Here is an 18,796-nt window from a genome sequence, read left to right on the forward strand (position 1 = left end):
GCGCCGGAAATCTCTCGGGGGTTTTCTATCGCGACTGTTTAAAAGATGAGGACAGTTTGGTTGCTATGGATAGACTCGACAGTACGATTGTGTACACTGGAGTGACCGCCCTACTGTTCGCGTTTCTACTCGCGATCATCCAGGTGGCATGGCCCGGAGGTGTGCCACTTGCAGGAAGGGCTCGGGTATTCGGTTATGAAATGACTGCCTACCGTAGACGAAACCGAGATCTATGGGGCCTGCTGCTAGTTGGCTTAGCGTTGCTATTCTACGTGGCTGATTTTGGTAGCAATATACTCGGGAGCGTCGGGGACGCATTTGGGAGGTTGTGGTATCCGGCGAGATACGTGGGCGGAACACTTGAATTCCGTCCAAGTATCGTATTAGCCTGGGCGACGATTGCCCTAGTTCTTCTCCGGGCATTCGCGCTCGTAGTTGCCCGAAGATATCCTGACAAAATTAACGTTTACTCTAGGTCGGCCACCGCAGTTGCCGGGATCTGCCTCGCTGTAGCGGTGGGCTTCGGCGTGTCGGCAGTATTTGAGCTGAATTTATGGCAGACTCTGGTGTTGTATGCTCTCATTGCAGGCATTTACTTCGTCTTGAAGTCGCAGTTTATTTCCGACCTCTTCAGGTTATCGTGGCAGAGACTCATTCTGCTATGGCGCTTCTTGTTGCAAGGAATCGCTCCTCTACTTGCTCGATTGGTATACGTATTTTGGCGCCTTGCCAGAATGATCACGCAAGTACCCCGCATTCTTGAGGGACCCCTGCGGCGGGCTGAGGAGCGTGTGCGAAACCCCGATACACAACCCAGTCGGGCAGCGCAGAAAGCCGAGCAATTGTTGGAGGAAGCTGAAGAAACTGAGCGAAGGGATAACCGATGATGATGGAGGATTTTTTAAAGTGGAGATGATAAAGTGTCGCCATTGCCTGCAAGAGTATCCGTTAACTGAAATTTACGGTTTGCAGCGCTTCGGCATGCACGCTCAAATGATGCGACACTCGGGCCAGGATCTGGAAGGATGGCCCGAAGGAGCTCGGCCGTGGTCTGAGGTTCGTCCCGCTGCGGTCGATACTTCTCGTAGGCGAGTTAGGTTCAAGCGGGCTGACAAATATGCGAACGCCACCAATTTGGGTGGCGGATTCGACCCGTACTGTCCATATGGACATGTTGTGATAGATGCGCTTGCTGACAAGCCTTTCGTCATAACGGTGGCCGGCAACGTCAATGCGGCGAAATCAACGTATCTGCTCGGAACAGCTGCTGAAATCTTCGCAACGGGCAGGTTGGGGCCGGTCGGCATCTCTGCAAGCATCTTGCCGTCACAAGTCGACGCTTTGAGAGCGAAAATCGATCTAGTTTACGGTGAGGGTCAACCATTACCCCCGACCCCCGAGGAGGAGGTCCATGAGGGGTACGTCGCTCGATTGCAGCTTCCAGATGGTACTCGCAGGAGTCTTGCGATGTTTGACGTCTCTGGAGAGGTCATAAGGAATGTTCAGAAGTCGGCGCAAAGCGGGCGTTTCCTATACGAGAGCGATGCGATCATACTACTACTCGATCCGGACGGATTTCCGGACCGAGATGCATTTATGAAACCGATAGTTCCAGGGACAGATTTGGCTGGCCCGCAGCAGGTCTCTACACTTGCGGATGGCATCGAGCAAGTGACTGAGCGCAAGGTGAATATACCGATAATTGTCACTGTGTCGAAAGCTGACAAATTCGGATCTTGGTCAGTCGATGTGCCGCAGCCGAAAACGCTGCAGGAAGTAGACAAGTATCTTCGAGAAGAATCCAAACAGGTGCAAGAATTCCTCATCTCCGAAGGGCTTGAGCCTGTTGTCTCGACAGCTATTGCACGGTTCGGAGAGGAAAAGACTGGTTTCGCGCGAGTGAGTGCTTTGGGTATGGATTACGGCAAGCAGGAATTCGGCGGAACCTTGCGCCCCGATGGCTGTTGGCGCCCGGTGGCTTCCGCGATATCGCTGGGTGGTATGTGATGGTATTAGTTGGACAGGCAATCTATACGTGGTCCAATAAGAATCTCTTCGGACAGTCGGGATTTGGATTCGTTGCAGTATCACCCGGCGTCGAAAGTAGACTGCAATGGCTGGCTCAGGAAACGAGACAACTGACCCTGTTTGAACCTTTAGCTGGGCATCCAGTTGTCGATCCAAAGCTTCAGGAAGCTATTCTGCCGTTCAGGGAAGTAATCGATGGAATAGCGATCACGGGGTACAAGACCTTCCAAGGTGAGGATGGAAAAGGAAGGCCGGGGCGGTATTGTATCCAAATGCTCCTCTCGGACGCTTTCAGTCTTCCTGTGTCCTGCGTCGCTTCGTTAAACCCGCAGCTTCTGGTTCGGCCTCGATCGCTCGATGTTGATTCCGAGCTTGAGCTTCGGGACCTCGATTCAGACGAACTGGTTCCTGTAGCGGCTAGTTACGGCGATGGGGCGCGAGTAGGGGCGCTCATAGCACGGCTAAGAGAGAGCGATTGGAGGTATCTCGATATTTCTGCCGATGAGCTTCCCTATCTGGGCGGTTTGATGGGCCTACTTAGCGAGATATGGGATGTGCATTCCAGCATTGCGGTGCATCAAGTCTATCCTGAGCCGTTGTGGAGGCTCGTAATTCGGGCTGAAACGGATCGAAGCGATGACCGGTATCCGGATGGTATTTCTTCTTCACGACCATTTATCGCTCAGGCCGGTGATGAAGAGTGGATGATTTTGCGCGACCGACTCGGCGCAGCTAAAACGCGTCGGGATCTGGCGGTGGCGTGGGACATGGGGAGTGTCGGCAGTGTGCAGGGGAAGCCGAGGACTGTGGATGGGAATCGGGTCGCATCTGCTATTGAGGCATTTGCTAACGGACGAGGGGCAGAACTGTGCGATATGTTGAATTCGCAGTCTGGAGTTCGCAATTCGCAGTTGCGAGAAGTTGTCCTTGAGTTCCTCGCGAACAATAACCGGCGGATGGTCGCGCGCGACTCCGATACAACAGGCGTTAGCGCGAGTCTTCTCGCCGCTTATGAGGGTGCGTGGGGAAAACGCAATAGGAATTTGTCTAGAATAATACCCGATTCGGCTGTCGAGCTTGCTACCCTTGCCCAAGCAGCCTTGACGCCATCCCTCCTAGAGGAGATTGCCAAGTTAAACCAATCTGCAGACAAAACTAAACACGTGACCCTTTCAGATCCTTCTGTTCAACCGGAACTGTGGCGAGTTATTAACCAACTTTGGTCCCGTGAAGATACCGCAACGGGTATAATTGCCACTTTGCGCCTTTCGGGCGTCACTAACACTAGTCTTATCGGGAAGCTGCTTGAGCTTCCTCGTCAGACGATTCCTTACGATTGGCTGTTTGAAGAAGTAATCCCCGCGACCTTCACCGTGTCACATGGTCTGAAACTCGTTGCCGAGAATTTCGACGAATTCAAGGATTATGCGAATCTTAATCAATATTACTGGAGGATGTTCAGGTTCGACAAGCATGCTATGCGGTTTTGGAGGCGCCTTCGTCGCTAGTTGGATTAGGTGTCGGCCGCCCGCGACTTGCGCAAGGAAACGTTGATTTGGCGTTGCATGTATGCCCGCGTTGAATCGGTACACCGAGAGTTCTGGTTCCGGTCGTAACCCGATACTTGTACTATCGCCGGGTATTCAATGCTGTGGAGGTTAAGCCATGGCGTGACGATCGAGGGGGCACCGATGACGATGAAGGTCGATCCCGACGCGCTACGTGCGTGGGCGAAGTGGCTGGACGGACTGTCCGGCGAAATCGACAGGCTGCGAGACGGATTGACGGAGCCGGCCGAAGCGAGCGACCTGTTCCCCGGTGTTGACCTCGGAGCAAGTATCTACTCGGCCCGCGACCAGGTGAAGGGCGGCTTGACCTTCTTCGCGGCTCGGCCGCAAGAGATGGCCGAGATCGCCAAGGGGGTTGGTGACAAGTACGAGATCACCGACGACGACTTCGCCGCGAAGCTACGTGAGATGGGTGGGCTGAAGTGAGCCCAGAGCCGGGCCGTCCGACGCTGAAGATCTCCGATGTCGAGAAGTGGAAGCCGGACGTGCTCGGCTTGTGCGCAACACAATTCGACAAGGTTGTCACCAAGGGTGATCAACTGCTCCAGTCCATGCTGACGACGCAAGATGACCTCGCCGAGTCGTGGAAGGGCGCCGGGGCCGATGCAGCCGCGTCGCGGGTGACGAGCGAGAAGACCGCGGGCAGCCACCTGATGGAGAAGATCGCCGGGCTCAAGACCGCCTTCACCACGCAGCAGACGGAATTGGCACACGCCAGGCAGTTCGTGATCGACAAGCGAAACCTGATCGTAGGCATGGGCTTTGAGGTCGCCGACGACGGCACAGTGACCGCGGAGGCCAAGCGAAAGGCAATCCAAGCTGCGGCCGGCAACTCGCAGCAGGAACCCGCCAACGTGACTATGGCAACGCTGCAGGTGGGTTACGAAGCCCAGCAGCAACATGTTGCGATGCTGGGCGCCCTGCAGCACGCCGAGAACACTGCCGTCGGTGCAAAGGCGGCGATCGACATCGCGAACCAGACGCTCAACCATGTCGCCATGTACGAGCTGCCGCCCAAGCAGATTCGCGCGATGTTCCCAGGCCTGACCCATCCAGATACTGCGAAACCAGGTGAGCTGCCGCCCGTGCTTGGCGGCGCGTTGCAGCTGGAGCAAGGCATCCCGATCACGGTGACAAACGCTGACGGCTCGACGACCACCACCACGCCGAATCCGGACGGGACGCTCACCGTTTCGACGTCGGTGCAGCAGCCGGATGGCTCCACTGTCATGACCGAAACCACGGGGAAGCAGCCGCCGATCACCACGGTCACGACGAAGCCCGACAGCGCTGGCATCACCAGCGTCACGGTGACAGCCGCGGACGGCAAGTCGCAGCAGTTCCAGAAGGTGCCCGAGGGCAACGGTAAGACCAGCACGTACGCCGTCAACGCCGACGGCTCGCGCGGGACGAAGGTGTCTGAGTCGTATCCGCAGAACGGCGGCACGACGACGGACCGCTTCGGGCCGGGTGGTGTCATCGAACGCCAGTGGCAACGCCCAGACGGCTTCCGCGCGTTCGAACAGTACGTCCCTGGCCCGGATGGACAGCCCAAACTGGCCGGCACGGCCAATTCGGCTGGCATGCGCTCGGTTATGAATCCCGATGGCACGATCACGACTACCGACGCGCAGGGCAAGACGGCGCAGACGGCCCAGCTGGCTGATGGTCGGATCGTCACCAAGTTCCCCGATGGCTCGGTACTCCAATATGACCCGAACCAAGCGCCCGCCGGAGCGCCCAAGCAGACGATTTGGGACAACACCAAGCTTTGGGCGGGTACAGAGTGGAACAGCTTGTACGGTTCGAGCAAGGACACCGTGATTCAGCATCCGCTCGCGACGGGGTTCGCCGGAATGACTGCAGGGTCGGCTCCTTTCGCCGAGGCAGCTGGCAACTCGTTGGCCGCCCAGGCGCAGGCGGCGATGGCGGATTCGCAGGCATCGCAGGCCCGAGCACTTCAGTTGCTGGATTCCGGGACGCCGGGCGCCGGGCACGCGTTTGTCGGGGCGATGGACTCCGCCACCGACGCAGCCAGCAAAGCCCAGCTGAGCCAGTTGCTCAAGTCCGACGGGAAGATGCTTGGCGGTGTCCCGTTGGGCGCGGCGGTCAATATCTACACGAACTATGACGACTGGAGTCACGGCAAACCTTTGGACGAGGCGGCAGCCAACGCAGCCGGCGGGACGGCAGGTGGCTGGGCTGGCGGCCTTGCCGGAGCGGAAGCCGGGGCATGGGCTTGCTCAGCGGCCGGGCCGATCGGGTCAGCCTTTTGTGCTGGCGCCGGAGCTGCACTGGGTGGCTTTTTCGGCGGCTCGTTCGGTGCATGGGCCGCTGAACAGCCCTTCAAGTAGCCTGACGCAGGAATCGAACCAGGAGGATGCCGGTTGTCCGCGAACACGAGGATCCAATCACCGCTACTTCCGTGGCCGAGCGAATGGGGCCCGCAGCGTCCTCCGGCCAAACTGCTGCTCGTGCTGGGCTTCTTTAGTTTGTGTTTCCTGATCGCAATCCCCTACGCTATCGACTTCGCAACCCATGGAGACACGCTGAGGGCGTTCTATGGCGTGCTTGGTGGGGTCGTGGCGGCGAGCTTCGTGTTGATGCTGTTGCCCAGTTTGCGCGTCCGGCGAAAGAGCCTGCCGGCCAACCTGCACGTCGGCCCGAGCGGACTGTTGATCGAGGTCAAATCTTCGTGGCGCCCGGTCATGATGCTTTGGCTCGTGACAGGCGCGATCTTCCTGGTCGTCCGCGGAGCGCTGTTTGTGCGTCACCTTTCGAGCGATGACGACGGGGCCGGCTCGGCGATAGATGTCGGAGGGATCGTCATCGTCGCCGTCGTGCTGGCGGTGATCGCGTTCCTCGTGTTCTTTCTGTTTGGTCGTCATCGTCGGTACAACGTCGTTCTGTCCCCGGGCGGGATATCGCAGGGCATGGGCCGTACGGTCCGGACGTTGTCGTGGGACCAGGTCGGTGCGGTGCTGCCAGACATAGTGAACAACGCTCATACGGTGCGCACCTACCCCACGGCAGGTGCACGAGTTGATGTTGAGAACGGACGCGGGTTTCTCGACCGCCTGCAGCAAGGTTTGCTGGAGCAATCCATCGACGTCGCCGCGTGGACACTGGCATTGGACCCGTCGCTTCTGCTGTATCTGATCCGCTACTACTGGCAGCATCCCGAAGCACGCGATGAGTTGACGTCGGATGCAGTCGTTGATCGGATGCGCCGCGGCGAATTGCTCACCGGCGCAACGCAGTAGTGACGTAACCAATGCGCTCACTGAGGAGCCAGCGGTGGCCGTCATGCCCATAGTCCCGCGCATGGAAGGTGCGGCAGATCGCGGCAGACCTTGTCGTCGATCGTGACGGTAAGACCTGAACAGTGTTGCGTTAGCTCCCGTGCCACATCGCGGGCTTGTTCCGCGCTCGCCTGGTAGTCGACTGTGAGGGCACCGGATTCGATACGGATATGGCGCTGGCGCCGGCTCCCGTAGGTGGCTGGCATCGGGCATCACGCTCCGCACCGTCGATGTGTGTCGGCATTGGTCGGCGCGGCGCTGGCGGTCGCAGCGCCAGCCCCGTACCGGGCGCCGTTCGGCGTCCGTTCTGCCGCACCACGGTCTAGCGCCCTTAGCAGGGCGGCTCGGCTCGCTGCAGCTTCAAATTCCGGTTCGACGGCGGCGCCCGAGTGAGTGATAGTGGCCGACTGCATGTTCGGGACCTCGGTTCGTAGCGGGATCAGCGGTGCGCCCGACACCGGGGGCTTTCGCCGTCAGTTCACTTGCCTCTCAAGCGAACTGGCGCGCCATTGGAGGAGAGAGGGGCGTCACCCCGGTGTCGGGTGCGGTCACGACGATATGGCGTAATGGCGGCGCTTTCGCCCGCAAATACCCACCTCCTTTTGAATATACGGAAACCGGTATATGGTCCGCTGTGTGGCTAAACTCGTTGCCCGGCAATGGGTTTGCTTTCGCGCAACTTCCCGAGATGCATTTCATTTTGAGGACGGGGATCGGCCGTGCACATGACAACTGGTGAAGTGATCCGGCGCATTCGCAAGTCCATCGGGATGACCCAGTCGGAACTCGCCGCCCTGATTCACGTCACGCAGCCGGGGATTTCCCAGCTCGAACACGACGGACCTGCCATTCACGATGTCCGAACGTTGCGCCGCGTAGCTCGTGCGCTGGGCGTGCCACTTGACATACTGGTGGTGGAGGACGAAGAGGAGGCGGCCGTGAAGCGACGCGAGTTCTTCAGAGTAGGCGCCCTCGGCGCTGGCAGCATGGCGGTGGTAGGCGCAGGAACGTCGCGGGCCGCCGCGGACTCGGCTTCTAGATCGACGCTTAAGGTGGGAGCGGCCGATGTGTCCGCGCTTTCCGACAGCGTGAACCAGATCCATGACCTCGATCTCGTTATCGGTGGCGATCGTCTGCGTGCGGTGGCGGCCGGGCAAGTCCGCTACGCACAGCATCTGCTGAATGTGGGCAGCTACAGCGACGCCGTCGGGAGCGATCTGGCAAGCGTGACCGCTGAAATGATGGTGGCGGCAGGCTGGGTGCACTACGACTCCGGAGATCCGGACAGTGCCGGCCGGTACTACGCAGAAGCTGCTCAAACCGCCACAGCGGCCGACGATGGCGTCGCTGCTGCACATGCCCTGGGCAACGCGAGCCACCTCATGGTCAATCGGTTCGGCTCAAACACAGCTCCCGATCAACGAGCGACCCAGTATGCACAGGCTGCTTCGCGGGCTGCGCTTAAGGCAGGTGGCCCCAAGCTACGGGCACTGATGGCGCTACGTGAGGCCGAAGCTCATGGTGCCCGCGGTGACAGGGCCGAAATAACGAAGGCGATCGGGAGGGCCTTTCGAGCCTACGAATCGACCCGAGGCTACGACCCTGATTGGGTATACCTGCCCGAAGCCGAGATGAGCGGGGTGTCGGGCAAGGCATATATGCGTCTCGGCGACCATGCGGCCGCCACGACACATCTGCGAGATGCGATCGAGCGGTCGGCCGCGTGGCCGCGGGAGCGCGCGTCATGGCAGCTGCATTTGGCACACAGCCTAATTCAGGACGGCGACGTCTCGCAGGCATGTTCGGTGCTCACCGGCACGTTACCGACGATCGCGGATCTGGGCTCTGCCCGGCTACAGAAGCGTCTGGATGAGGCCGCCCAAGCACTGCGGCCCTACGCGAAGGTGCCCGAGGCCCGGGAGTTCCTTGGGAGATGGACTGCCCGAGCGTAAGTGGCCTGCTCCTCTTCGCGAGCTTTAGTCGGACGGTACCGACACTGTGATGTCTCCGCCCGATCGGCCGACAATTTTCGCGTCGCCCACCTTGGCCGGGAAGTCTCGGAAGTTGTTGTAGCCGTGGCGGTTTCCATCGAAGGTCGGGTCAAGCGCCAGCATCTTGCTCTTGATGGCGCTGGCAGTCGGGGTGTCGGTCATGATCTGCGAAACCGCTTCGGCGAGTATTTGTTTGGCTTGGTGCACGCTCCCCGCCGAGCTTTGTGCCTTCGCCTTGTCGGGCGGCAGATACGCCCGGCTCACCCTGACGCAGCACTTTGCTAGCAACCAGATCGATAGCCGCGCCGGTCATTTCGTACATCACTTGCAATGAGGATGCGCGGCACTCGCGACTTCGGTCCGGCACCAGTCCAGGCCGGTGGCGGCTTCGAATAGCCATACGGATTGTCCCGAGGGCTGAAGCGTGATTGCGTACGAACGCTCGATGAATTTTGTCCGTTATGGGACGCTCCGCTGGTGGCTCGACTGCTCTTTGCTGAATGCGTCCGATCGCTTTGCAGGTTGTGTCGGCGGGCCGCCTCTCAACGTCTGCTGAGGGCTGGGGAAGGAGCGTTGATGTCGCGCGGTTTGTGGGCCGGTGTCGATGCTGGGAAGTTCCATCATCACTGCGTGGTGGTCGACGGCGAGGGCAAGGAACTGCTATCGAAGCGGGTTGCCAACACCGAGCAGGAGCTGCGTGAACTGATCAAGACAGTGATCGGCCTCGACGGCGGTGCGGGACTGACCTGGGCGACCGATCAAAGCCGCGGCGGCGCTGCTCTTCTCATCGCGGTGCTCCTGGACTGCGGTCAGCGGGTGATCTACCTTCCGTCGGGCAGCTTTCATCACGCCGCTGCGGCGTTGCCTGGGGAAAACAAGACAGATGCGCGGGACGCGTACATCATCGCCAACCACACTCGGACGCGTACCGACCTGCGGCCGTTACAGTCAGCCGACGAGATCGCTGTTCAGGTACGACTGTTGTCGGCGCGGCGCCGACAGTTGGTCGCCGACAAGACGAAAGCGCTGAATCGGCTTCAGGGGACATTGCTGGAGTACTCCCCAGCCCTGGGCGCCGCCTTCGACTACGCCCACTCCCAAGGCGCCTTGCTGCTCCTCACCATGTACCCGACCCCGGAGGCCATCCGGGCAGCCGGACCCGCCGAAATCGAAAGGGATCTTCGACGTGCCGGCGCCCGCCGCAGTGCCCAGCTCGCCGCGCGCGCAACAGAAGCAGCCGCCGATCAATCGATCCGCCTCCCCGGCGAGCAACTCGCCGCGGCGATCGCGGTCGAACTCGCTCAGACCACTCTCAACCTGTTCGCCGCCGTCGCCACAATCGAAAAGTCCATCAGGGCAGCGTTCCTCAAACATCGGCACGCGGAAATCCTGCTGAGCATGCCGGGCCTCGGGCAAACACTGGGCGCCGAGCTGCTGGCTGCGACAGGCGGCAACATGCAGATGTACGTGACCGCCAACCGGTTCGCCAGTGTCTGTGGTCTGGCACCCGTTGCACGCGACTCCGGGAGAATCACCCAGAACCACAGACGCCCAAAGCGATTCGATCGACGGCTTCTGCGCGTGTGCTACCTGTCCGCCTATCGGGCGATCCGTGACGACGACAGAGCCCGAAAGTATTACGACCGGAAACGGTCCGAAGGAAAGACTCACATCCAAGCCATCCTGGCGCTTGCCCGCCGACGCTCTGACGTACTCTGGGCAATGCTGCGCGACAACCAGCTCTACCAGCCACTGGCACGGACCGAACGGCCCTCCATACATCCAGAGGGCCCTGCTACGCCTCGTCCTCGATGAACGTAGCGACCCGCAGGAGCGTCGAGTCGAGCGCACGCACCACATGGAGCAACTCGATAGCGTCCAAGCGCCGCTCGCCAGATTCGTACTTGCTGACGAAGGATTGAGGCATGTCGAGCCGCTCCGCGACCTGCACCTGTGTCAGCCCAGCTTCCCGCCGCAACTGCCGCAGGAAGCCGCATAACCGCTGGTACTCGGCCGAATATATCGACTTTTCCACAAGGCCAACCGCACCTTGCGAAAGCGAATATCCCAATTTAGGATATTGCGCAGCTTGGCCATTTCGGTCCAGGCGTTCCGGGGTGGCGGGAGGTGAACCATGGGCGGCGACGGCGACTAAACGGCTGGCAATGGCCAAATGCGAGGGCCGCAACGGTCCATGTTCCGTTGCGGCCCTTCGCTTTTAGCGTTGGCATGACAATCCTGTATTGCTACAATGTAGGTAAGCTATGCAGGATCATCTTGAGCGCATCAACAAACTGCAGACCATCATCGTCGCGATCGTTGTGGCGGGTGGCGGTGTGGCGCTCATGATCTTCGGCAAGCAACTGCCGTCGATACCAAATCTGTTGTGGCTCAATTTCTTTCCTTGGAGCGAGGTCGGCGGCACCCTGCTCGTGGCCGGCGTGCTCGGCCTCGGCATCGACTACTTCACGGGGAAGGACCGCGATCAGCGGGACACCGCTCGGCTGAAGCGGGTTCTCGCGGACTCTGCTCCAGCCATGCGCGACGCAGTCATCGACGGATTCGCCTTCGGCAACCAGGATCTGGCCCGCGTCGCCAGCCCGGAGACGCTCGACGACATCATCCGAAATAGTTTGGCGCTCAGGCTCGGTGACGCCACCTTCGCCGACGAGGTCTACCAAGATGTTCGGGACCAAGCAGTGCGTGCCCCCGAACGCTGGCACGACGCCACCGTCGAGATTCGACTGACACCGCTTTCTGATGTAGATGGGGCGAACCCTGATGCTCATGCTGAGTCGGCCGACTCAAATCTGTTCGGCGTCAGCGTGCGCTGGGAGTACACGGTGGTGCCGAAACATCACAGCCGGCACTTCGCTGTCGTCGCCAACCGCCGTGAATACCTCGACCTGACGAACGGTCACGACGGCACCTCGGCATGGGTGCTTGTTCCGAAGCCTGGGGTCGATCCCACCAAGCCCGCGGCGTTCGAGCTGGTTCAGTTCAGTGTCGACGGTAACGACCGACCGATCCGCCGCGCCGCGCGTAAAGGAGGGCAGGTGTACAGCGTGGACCTCGGCCTCGATGCGAGGCAGGCCGAGGAGCTGGTGACTGTTGCCTACACCTACCGGACCGTCACCGAGCAGCGAGGCAATCTGCTCTACATCGACATTGAGCAGCCCACTCGCGGTATCACGGTCGAGCTCGACTACAGCGAATGTGACATCGAACGCGTCCGGGTCTTGGACTTCATCGCCAGCAGCCGCACCGCCCGGATCGAACGCAGCCCCGCCTCGGTGCCAGGTAAGACGGTCAGGGTCGGATTCGACGGGTGGGCCTTTCCCAGAAGCGGCGTCGGGTTCGTATGGACGCTCAATCAGGACCCCAGCGGAAGCACTGGCCGCACTTCCGAGTTAACTAAGACTTTCGTCGACGAGGGAAGTGGGCGACGATGAAAACTATCGAACGACACTGCCACGTTGTCATGACCGCGGTTTTGCCCCGGAGACAACATCCGGCTCGTTTCTACAACGAGCTTTCCGCCATTTAGGTGCCTGCTTGGTTCCCAGCGCTAACATGCTGAACCGGCCCTGGCCACGCTTGGCAGATCTTGTCGGCCAGCACTTCGGACCGAGCTTCGATGTCGTCCTCAGTCCAAGCCTTCTCATGCCCGTTGAGGAGTTCTTTCGTGAGGGCGAGCAGGCTGTATTGGTTCAGCAGCGAGTATTTTCCTCGTTGGGCGTGTTTGCCAGTCGGCGCAGTCAGTTTCGCCTCATCGTCGGTCCACGGCCGGTTCGACAAGCCACCGTTGAGACTTTGAGTGGTGAGTGTCAGGTTACCCAGACTATCCACCAGGCGGTCGCGGTCACGGGCTGCCGCCTCGTTCAGTGGCGGCTGCTCGTCCCAATGCTGTTTCCACTTCCTTGGCATGACGTGCTCGACCTGCAGATCGCCGTGGACTGTGACGGTCTCGTTCCGCTCAGTGCGGAGTAACGCTTCGACGGCCAGCAGCACTACCCGAAGTCGGTTCTGCTTGACCCGGCCATAAAGACGTAGTCCTGGCAGATCGGTCTTGATTTCCTCATCGGTCGGCCACCGCCGTGACTCGGCTTGCTGCTCCGACAAGAAGCGCTGCAGGGAGGCACCGACGGATTTCGGCGCCTCGCCGTCGAGCTTCGCGAGGGCGGACACCATCAGCCTGTTGATATCACTGCTGGGGAGGCGAAGCAGCGTACGTCGAACGACCCAGCTTTCGAGGCATGAAAGTGCGAGCGCGACTTGGTCTTCGGGAATGTCATGGTTGTCGGAGACGAGCCACATCAGCAGCGGTGTCGTCGCTGCCAGTTCGAACTCCTGGATCACCCGGTCGTAGAACCGGCCGACTGGATCGGTCGTCGGGCGGGTGGCGAATGAACGAAACGTACTGGCGTCACTGGCGAGTGCGGTCAAGAACCGCTCGGCCTCGGCCACCGTCTTGGTATGTGGATCGGCGTACTCGGTGAAGATGCGGAAGGTGTCGTTGATCAGGACCTCGCGGCGGGTCCGCATGGTTAGCCAGTACTGCAAGAAGATGTCGATGCGCGAACGGTTGTGCCGGCCCTGCGCGATCTCTTCACGCCACCAGTCGTCATCGAACTCCAGCCAGAAGCGATCAGGCCAACTGTCGATGTCGGCATGAAGCTTCTCTCCGCGTTGGAACACCCAGTTCTTAATCAGGTCGGCCTTCAGTAGCGGAGTGCCGCGGTCGTTGAGCGTCTCGAAGATCAGCTGGTCGTCGTCATGCCCGGACAAGTTGATCGCCACAACCATCAGCCGGAACTGCAGCACATCCGTGAGCGCCTTCGCTCGTTGCAGGCTCGGATTGCTAGCACCGGCAGACCCACCATCATCGATCCAGTCTTCAATCTGCCGGCGAAAGAAGTTGTGCGCTTCCACGATTCGATGTTCCTGAAACTTGTCGGCCGCCTTGGCGGTCATTGCCGCTGTGAACGCCGCGTGGTCAACCCGAGACGGTCGCAGTTTCAGGTGCTCCGCCTTGTCCTGAAACCGCCTGGCGGGGTTGACCGTCAACTCATCAAGCGCCTCGGCCTGATCTTCGTAGCCGCGGCCGATGAACACCTTTTTGGCCGCGTCCAATAGCAACAGCAGCGTGGTCGTGCGCTGTTGGCCGTCGATCACGCCGTACCGTGTGACGTCACCGGTGATGGCCGGCCGAGCCTTGAAGACGATAGCACCGAGGAAGTGCGCGCTCACCGCGGCGAGCGCGTCCTCATCGCTTCCGGCCGCGACTACCTGCTCGGCGACACGAACGACGTCTTGCCACAACGGCTCCCACTGATCTTCCTCCGACCAGACATACGGTCGCTGGAAGACCGGGATCTCGTAATGCACCCTTCCGTCGAACAGTGCTCGCGGTGACAGCGCATCAGCTTTCATCTGGTCCGAACTCCTCGCATCAACCGTGTCCCTCCGGGGCGAATCAAGCATAGGAGAGCCGACCGACAGCATGCTCCCGAACCGACTTGGCCCTGAGCAGTTGGTAGTCGAGTAACGGTTCATTTCACGGTGGCGACACTACGACCAGATAGGCGCCCGCCTGGCTGCGATGGCCGCGGCGACGGACTCGGAGGCAATCTGTGTCAGGCAATAGCGAACGCATACTTCTCGGCTCCAATAATGGAGATCGAGCGACGTTGTTCTTCGACGGCCGTGTCAAAGTCTGGTCAACGACGCACCTTTGGACAGTCATGGACCGCTACCGCCATAACGCTCTCGGCGAGACGGTCCTGCTCGGAATCGGCCGCGAGCTCACAATCCCGGGGCCGACTGACGGACAAGAAGTCCCGAAATTCGAGGTAACCCTCGATGCGAAGGAAGGGCACAATGTCGCCGCGACCATCGCCGGAGACAACGGCACCGTCGTCCAGTTCTTTCACGACGGCACCATCGCTGTCGGCAACGACGGCAGGGACATCGATGAGGTGCGCAACCTCCGGCGAGAAGCGACTCGCGATCGAAAGCGGAACGGCATCGGGGGATCCGTCACCGTCACCTTCACCGGCAACTACCGTCCCCGTAATCTTCGTGAAGCTGACCACTACATCGAGATACCCGAGCGGACTTCTCCGCCATCGTTCCGGCTCTATTCTGACGAGTTCGAGATCCGCTGAACACGTTGATACAGCTCCCCGCCGCAGTGGAGCGGCATGTTGGACGTACTGCAGGCCCATGGCGACCCAGTTTCTTTCCACCGACCAGTCCACCAGCGGAACTGCCTCGCTCTGACGGGAGCCACGGCCGAGTCAGCGCTACCGGCGACAACTCGGCCGTGGCGACCTTCCTGCATCTCGACTTCGTCATGTAAAACGTCACGCGGGATGTCGGATGGTTTTGCTGGTGTGGGTCACCTTCAGCTCTTCTCGAAGCCCGAGCTAGGATCGAACTTCAGAACGCGGGCGTTCTCACTGAGCGTGCGGACCTCGGACTCATCGAATCCTTCAGATTTGATGGCTTGGATGTCGATGGTGATCTCCAACCGAGCCCCCGCTCCAGCGAGTCGGTCGATGACCTCGCGCGTCACGTTCCCGATATCGCGTGAGTAGCGGTCGGGGTCGATCTTTACGGAGCCGAAGAAGCGATCTAGCACTGCTTCAGGTGCCGACTCCGCAGGTGCCAACTCGTCACCGCCCAGTTCAGCCGTGCCTGTCTCGGTGACGTCGCCCTGACCATCACTTCCGGTTGTTTCACGCACCACGACTTGCGCAGCTTTACGGTCTGCGTCGAGCTGCTCCTGTGCTCGCTTCGCGTCGAGGAGCAGTGTGCTGTCAGTGATCTGGATGGCCGCTTTCGGGTCGGGAGGAAGGACCAGCCCCCGGTAGCGCCCGGTCTCAGCGTCCTTGCCGACGGCGATCCCGAAGCATTCACTATCAACCAGGACTGTCGTGAGCGCCTGCTGGATGGCGGTGTCGAGAACTTCACGGCGCACGAGTCGGGGCATGTAGGTGTAGCGAGTGAAATAGCCCCACAGTTCGCCGACGGTAATTTCTCCGGCCTCGTCCCACAAGGCAGCGAGTTCCTGGTGCAGAGTGGCGCCTAGGATCGGCGCACCGAAATCAGTGATGAGTTGGTCTTCGCGACCGAGCTTGACGGCTACCCGTTCGGCGAGGGATCGGCCACCGGAGTCGGGCACCTTGTCAGCAACGAGCTCGAACGGCTTAGTGGGGTCGAACTGCTCGGGGTAGAGAGCCCAGACGAAGGTGTCGCGGATGCGATCAGAGACTGTTTGGTCGAGCCGTCCCACCCAGTCATCGGTCTGCCGGCGCTGCTGGGCAGACAAATTGAGGCTGTCACTGGTGGATTGCACCCGCTTCCAGCCAAGGTAGCTGCGGGTTGCTGCTTCCAGGTTTTCCACCTCGCTCTTGTCAGCGACGAGGAACACCAGCGCATTGCGATGAGTGCGCTGGCTGGCTCCCTTGGTTTCAAGCGCTCCGCGCACCCATTGATGGGTGGCCGAGTCCGCGCCGTCCTGCTTGCGGCGGGTGTGCCTGGGATGTGCGATGACGAGGCGGGTTTCTTCAAGGTCGGGGATGTCGGCGCTGGACGCCGGTGCAACGTGCACGCGGTCGAATACTCCTCGGGAACGCTCCTCGCTCTGAAGCCGTCGCGCGATCTCGTTCCAGACCGTCTCGACGTCCTCGCGGAGCCGTTCGGCGTAGTCGTTGGCAGTCTTGGTGACTGACGGCTGAGTATCGAACCAGTAGTGGCCCTGCTCCTCGTAGAAGTAGGTCGACCGCTGAGCGAGCAGCTCTATCGCGCTACCGAAATTGCCTAGCGTATCGCCCGGCACCGCAATGCCGAGCCATACGTATTGCTTGTCCAATCCCTTGCGAGTGCTCTTGATTCGTGGGGCAGCACCCATGAAGATCGTCCGCGCGATCCGCTGAGTCACGAACCGCTGGCCCAAATTTGGCCGGTCGAGGTCGATCTGCTGAGCGGTTGATCCCGGGCCGTCAATGTCAGAATCGATGATCGGCTTCCACTGTTCTTCCAAGTACTGAGTCAGATCAGTGTTCACCGTTGTGGCATCTAATGGCACATTGCCAGGCAGGATGAGTGGCGAAGCGTCGTTTGACGCCCACAGCTCATGCACAATCGAAGACATGAGCTTTAGCACGCCACGGGTGCGCTGGAACCGCTCCAACGTCGACCAATCCTCATATAGCCGATCCAGCAGCTCTGGGTGCAGCGGGTAGGAGGCGCGGATGCGCTTCTCGTAGTCATCGCTAGGCGACGCCGCATCGCGCGGGAACAGGGCCGTGTTGTTGCGGTACAGGGTGACGAAGCTTCGCGCGACCGCCGATATTGTGGTGAGACCTTCGGCGTTCGGCGGCTGGAATAGGCGGCGACGGACGATCTCGAATGACTCGTCCTTGCTGGATGGCCGCCATTGGTCTGCGACCCGGCGGATCACGTTCTGGAGACGTTCGAGGGCAAGCTGTCCATTGGCACCGCCGATCTCGATATCCGCCCCGTGCCCGTCATTGCCGGTGTCGGATGCTGGGATCGAGACGACGAGCATCGCGCCGGGTACCGACCGCACGATCTCGGTTAGAGACTGGGCAAAGGTGAATTGCGTCTCAAACGAGCCTGACGGTAGCTCCTTATCGGTCACGAGCTGGCGCGCGTAGGCTACCCATTCGTCGATCAAGATCAACGCGGGGGCGTACTTGTCGATCAAGGTGCGCAGGGCCGAACCAGGATTGGTGCCCGCACGGTCCGCATCAGCGACAATCTCGTAGGCCTCCCGACCCCCGAGTTGCCACGCGAGCTCACCCCAGAGGGTGCGAACCTCAGTACCATCGTCCTTGACCAGCGGCGACCCTGCTTGCAAGTAGGTACCGACGAGAGCAACACGCTTGACCCCGAGCGTGTCGAGATTGGGATTGCCATTCGAGGCTACTAGCTCTTGCAGCTCTTGCGGCAACGACCGTGCCGGCGTGCCGCTGAATAGGTGGTACAGCGCGAGCATCGAGTGGGTTTTGCCGCCACCGAAGTTGGTCTGGAGGTTCACCACTGGACTCGCGTTCCCGTCCCCGTTGAGGCGGCGCAACGCGCGGGAGAGCAGATCTCGCAGCCCCTCGGTGAGGTAGGTGCGGGTGAAGAACTCCACCGGGTCGCCGTATTCCGGGCTGGTCGCCTGCCCGGTGTGCACCAGGTACAGGTCAGCGGCGAACTCCGATGCCGTGAACTCTCCGCGCGCCACATCCTGATGCGGGCGGATCACCTCTCGCCAGGGCTTCAGCCCCGAGCTGGGTTCCAAGGACACCTTGGTGCGCTTAACCTGCTTGCGCGTCTGATCTTCGAACACAGTGCGCTGTAGATCGATCCGCAGTTTGCGGACATCTTCCGCAGAGTCGACCGCCCCGACCGCATGCAGTAGTCGCTCAATCGTGTCCAGTGTTCGCGCAGCGTCGTCGGAACTGAACGGCTCGTTGTGGGCCCACAGGTTCCGGCTCTCTCGCAGCTCGGACGCGAACCCCTGCTGAGCACGGGATAGCACGTCCTTGAAGTGATAGCCCTGCTCGGTTATCGCGCGAAGCTGCACCTGCACGTCATGTTTGGCGAATGTCCGCAGTGGACCGCCGCGCCGGCGGGCGTCTTCCTCGGCCCACTTCGTGGGCCACTCGCTAGAACCCTGGGCCCGAGTCATCACCTCGTCGACCACATCCTGCAGACCCTCCGCGAGCAGGTCAAACGCCTTTCCCACGCGGTCTCGGTTATTCATCGCCATGTCATCTCCCAAAGACTGTGCTCAATGTTGCAGCCACAACCTGCGAGTGGCAAGCAAGGATGCGTGGACGCGGCGGTTCGGACGAGTCTGCCAGGCGACCGCGCAGGCAAGAGCGACTTC

General features: G+C 60.6%; 13 protein-coding genes. 9 read left to right on the forward strand and 4 right to left on the reverse strand.

Annotated features, from left to right (window positions below; all coding sequences use genetic code 11):
* Positions 1-912 precede the first annotated feature (912 nt).
* The 6 genes from A5789_RS36790 (at position 913) to A5789_RS22175 (ending at position 8,850) form a co-directional block, all read left to right on the forward strand.
* Complete coding sequence (locus A5789_RS36790) at positions 913-2,007, forward strand: hypothetical protein (protein ID WP_227462801.1); 1,095 nt, start codon at positions 913-915, stop codon at positions 2,005-2,007.
* Positions 2,004-3,536, forward strand: coding sequence for a hypothetical protein (locus tag A5789_RS36795; protein WP_155525629.1), 1,533 nt, complete (start codon positions 2,004-2,006; stop codon positions 3,534-3,536). The genes A5789_RS36790 and A5789_RS36795 overlap by 4 nt, the downstream gene beginning before the upstream one ends.
* A 183-nt stretch (positions 3,537-3,719) precedes the next feature.
* Positions 3,720-4,022: a hypothetical protein gene (locus tag A5789_RS22160; RefSeq protein WP_155525628.1), complete on the forward strand. Its 303-nt coding sequence runs from the start codon at positions 3,720-3,722 to the stop codon at positions 4,020-4,022.
* Entirely contained in the window at positions 4,019-5,950 is a 1,932-nt protein-coding gene (locus A5789_RS22165; RefSeq protein ID WP_064905989.1) for an RHS repeat protein, read from the forward strand. Before A5789_RS22160 ends, A5789_RS22165 begins: the two co-directional genes overlap by 4 nt.
* Positions 5,951-5,983: 33 nt before the next feature.
* On the forward strand, positions 5,984-6,859 hold the full coding sequence (locus A5789_RS22170; RefSeq protein ID WP_155525627.1) for a hypothetical protein: 876 nt from the start codon (positions 5,984-5,986) through the stop codon (positions 6,857-6,859).
* Between the two features lie 764 nt (positions 6,860-7,623).
* Entirely contained in the window at positions 7,624-8,850 is a 1,227-nt protein-coding gene (locus A5789_RS22175) for a helix-turn-helix domain-containing protein (protein WP_155525626.1), read from the forward strand.
* A 24-nt stretch (positions 8,851-8,874) separates the two neighbouring features.
* Here A5789_RS22175 and A5789_RS22180 read toward each other — a convergent pair whose 3' ends face one another.
* Positions 8,875-9,153: a hypothetical protein gene (locus tag A5789_RS22180; protein ID WP_063013742.1), complete on the reverse strand. Its 279-nt coding sequence runs from the start codon at positions 9,151-9,153 to the stop codon at positions 8,875-8,877.
* A 312-nt stretch (positions 9,154-9,465) separates the two neighbouring features.
* Here A5789_RS22180 and A5789_RS22185 point away from each other — a divergent pair, with 312 nt between their 5' ends.
* A complete protein-coding gene (locus A5789_RS22185) occupies positions 9,466-10,704 on the forward strand; it encodes an IS110 family transposase (RefSeq protein ID WP_063013740.1) in 1,239 nt (412 codons plus the stop codon).
* Here the strand turns inward: A5789_RS22185 and A5789_RS38015 are convergent.
* A complete protein-coding gene (locus A5789_RS38015; RefSeq protein ID WP_227462792.1) occupies positions 10,685-11,062 on the reverse strand; it encodes a helix-turn-helix domain-containing protein in 378 nt (125 codons plus the stop codon). The two genes, A5789_RS22185 and A5789_RS38015, sit on opposite strands and share 20 nt — an antisense overlap.
* Before the next feature lie 91 nt (positions 11,063-11,153).
* Here A5789_RS38015 and A5789_RS22195 point away from each other — a divergent pair, with 91 nt between their 5' ends.
* Positions 11,154-12,341, forward strand: a complete 1,188-nt coding sequence (locus A5789_RS22195) for a hypothetical protein (RefSeq protein ID WP_063013736.1) — start codon at positions 11,154-11,156, stop codon at positions 12,339-12,341.
* Between the two features lie 91 nt (positions 12,342-12,432).
* Here A5789_RS22195 and A5789_RS22200 read toward each other — a convergent pair whose 3' ends face one another.
* Positions 12,433-14,322, reverse strand: coding sequence for a DUF262 domain-containing protein (locus tag A5789_RS22200; protein ID WP_063013734.1), 1,890 nt, complete (start codon positions 14,320-14,322; stop codon positions 12,433-12,435).
* Between the two features lie 200 nt (positions 14,323-14,522).
* Between A5789_RS22200 and A5789_RS22205 the strand changes: the two genes are divergently transcribed.
* Complete coding sequence (locus A5789_RS22205) at positions 14,523-15,056, forward strand: hypothetical protein (RefSeq protein ID WP_155525625.1); 534 nt, start codon at positions 14,523-14,525, stop codon at positions 15,054-15,056.
* Positions 15,057-15,295: 239 nt separating this feature from the next.
* Here the strand turns inward: A5789_RS22205 and A5789_RS22210 are convergent, their stop codons facing one another.
* On the reverse strand, positions 15,296-18,676 hold the full coding sequence (locus A5789_RS22210; protein ID WP_063013730.1) for a Swt1 family HEPN domain-containing protein: 3,381 nt from the start codon (positions 18,674-18,676) through the stop codon (positions 15,296-15,298).
* Positions 18,677-18,796: the final 120 nt, after the last annotated feature.

Source organism: Nocardia sp. 852002-51101_SCH5132738 (assembly GCF_001665695.1).
Lineage (GTDB): Bacteria > Actinomycetota > Actinomycetes > Mycobacteriales > Mycobacteriaceae > Nocardia > Nocardia nova.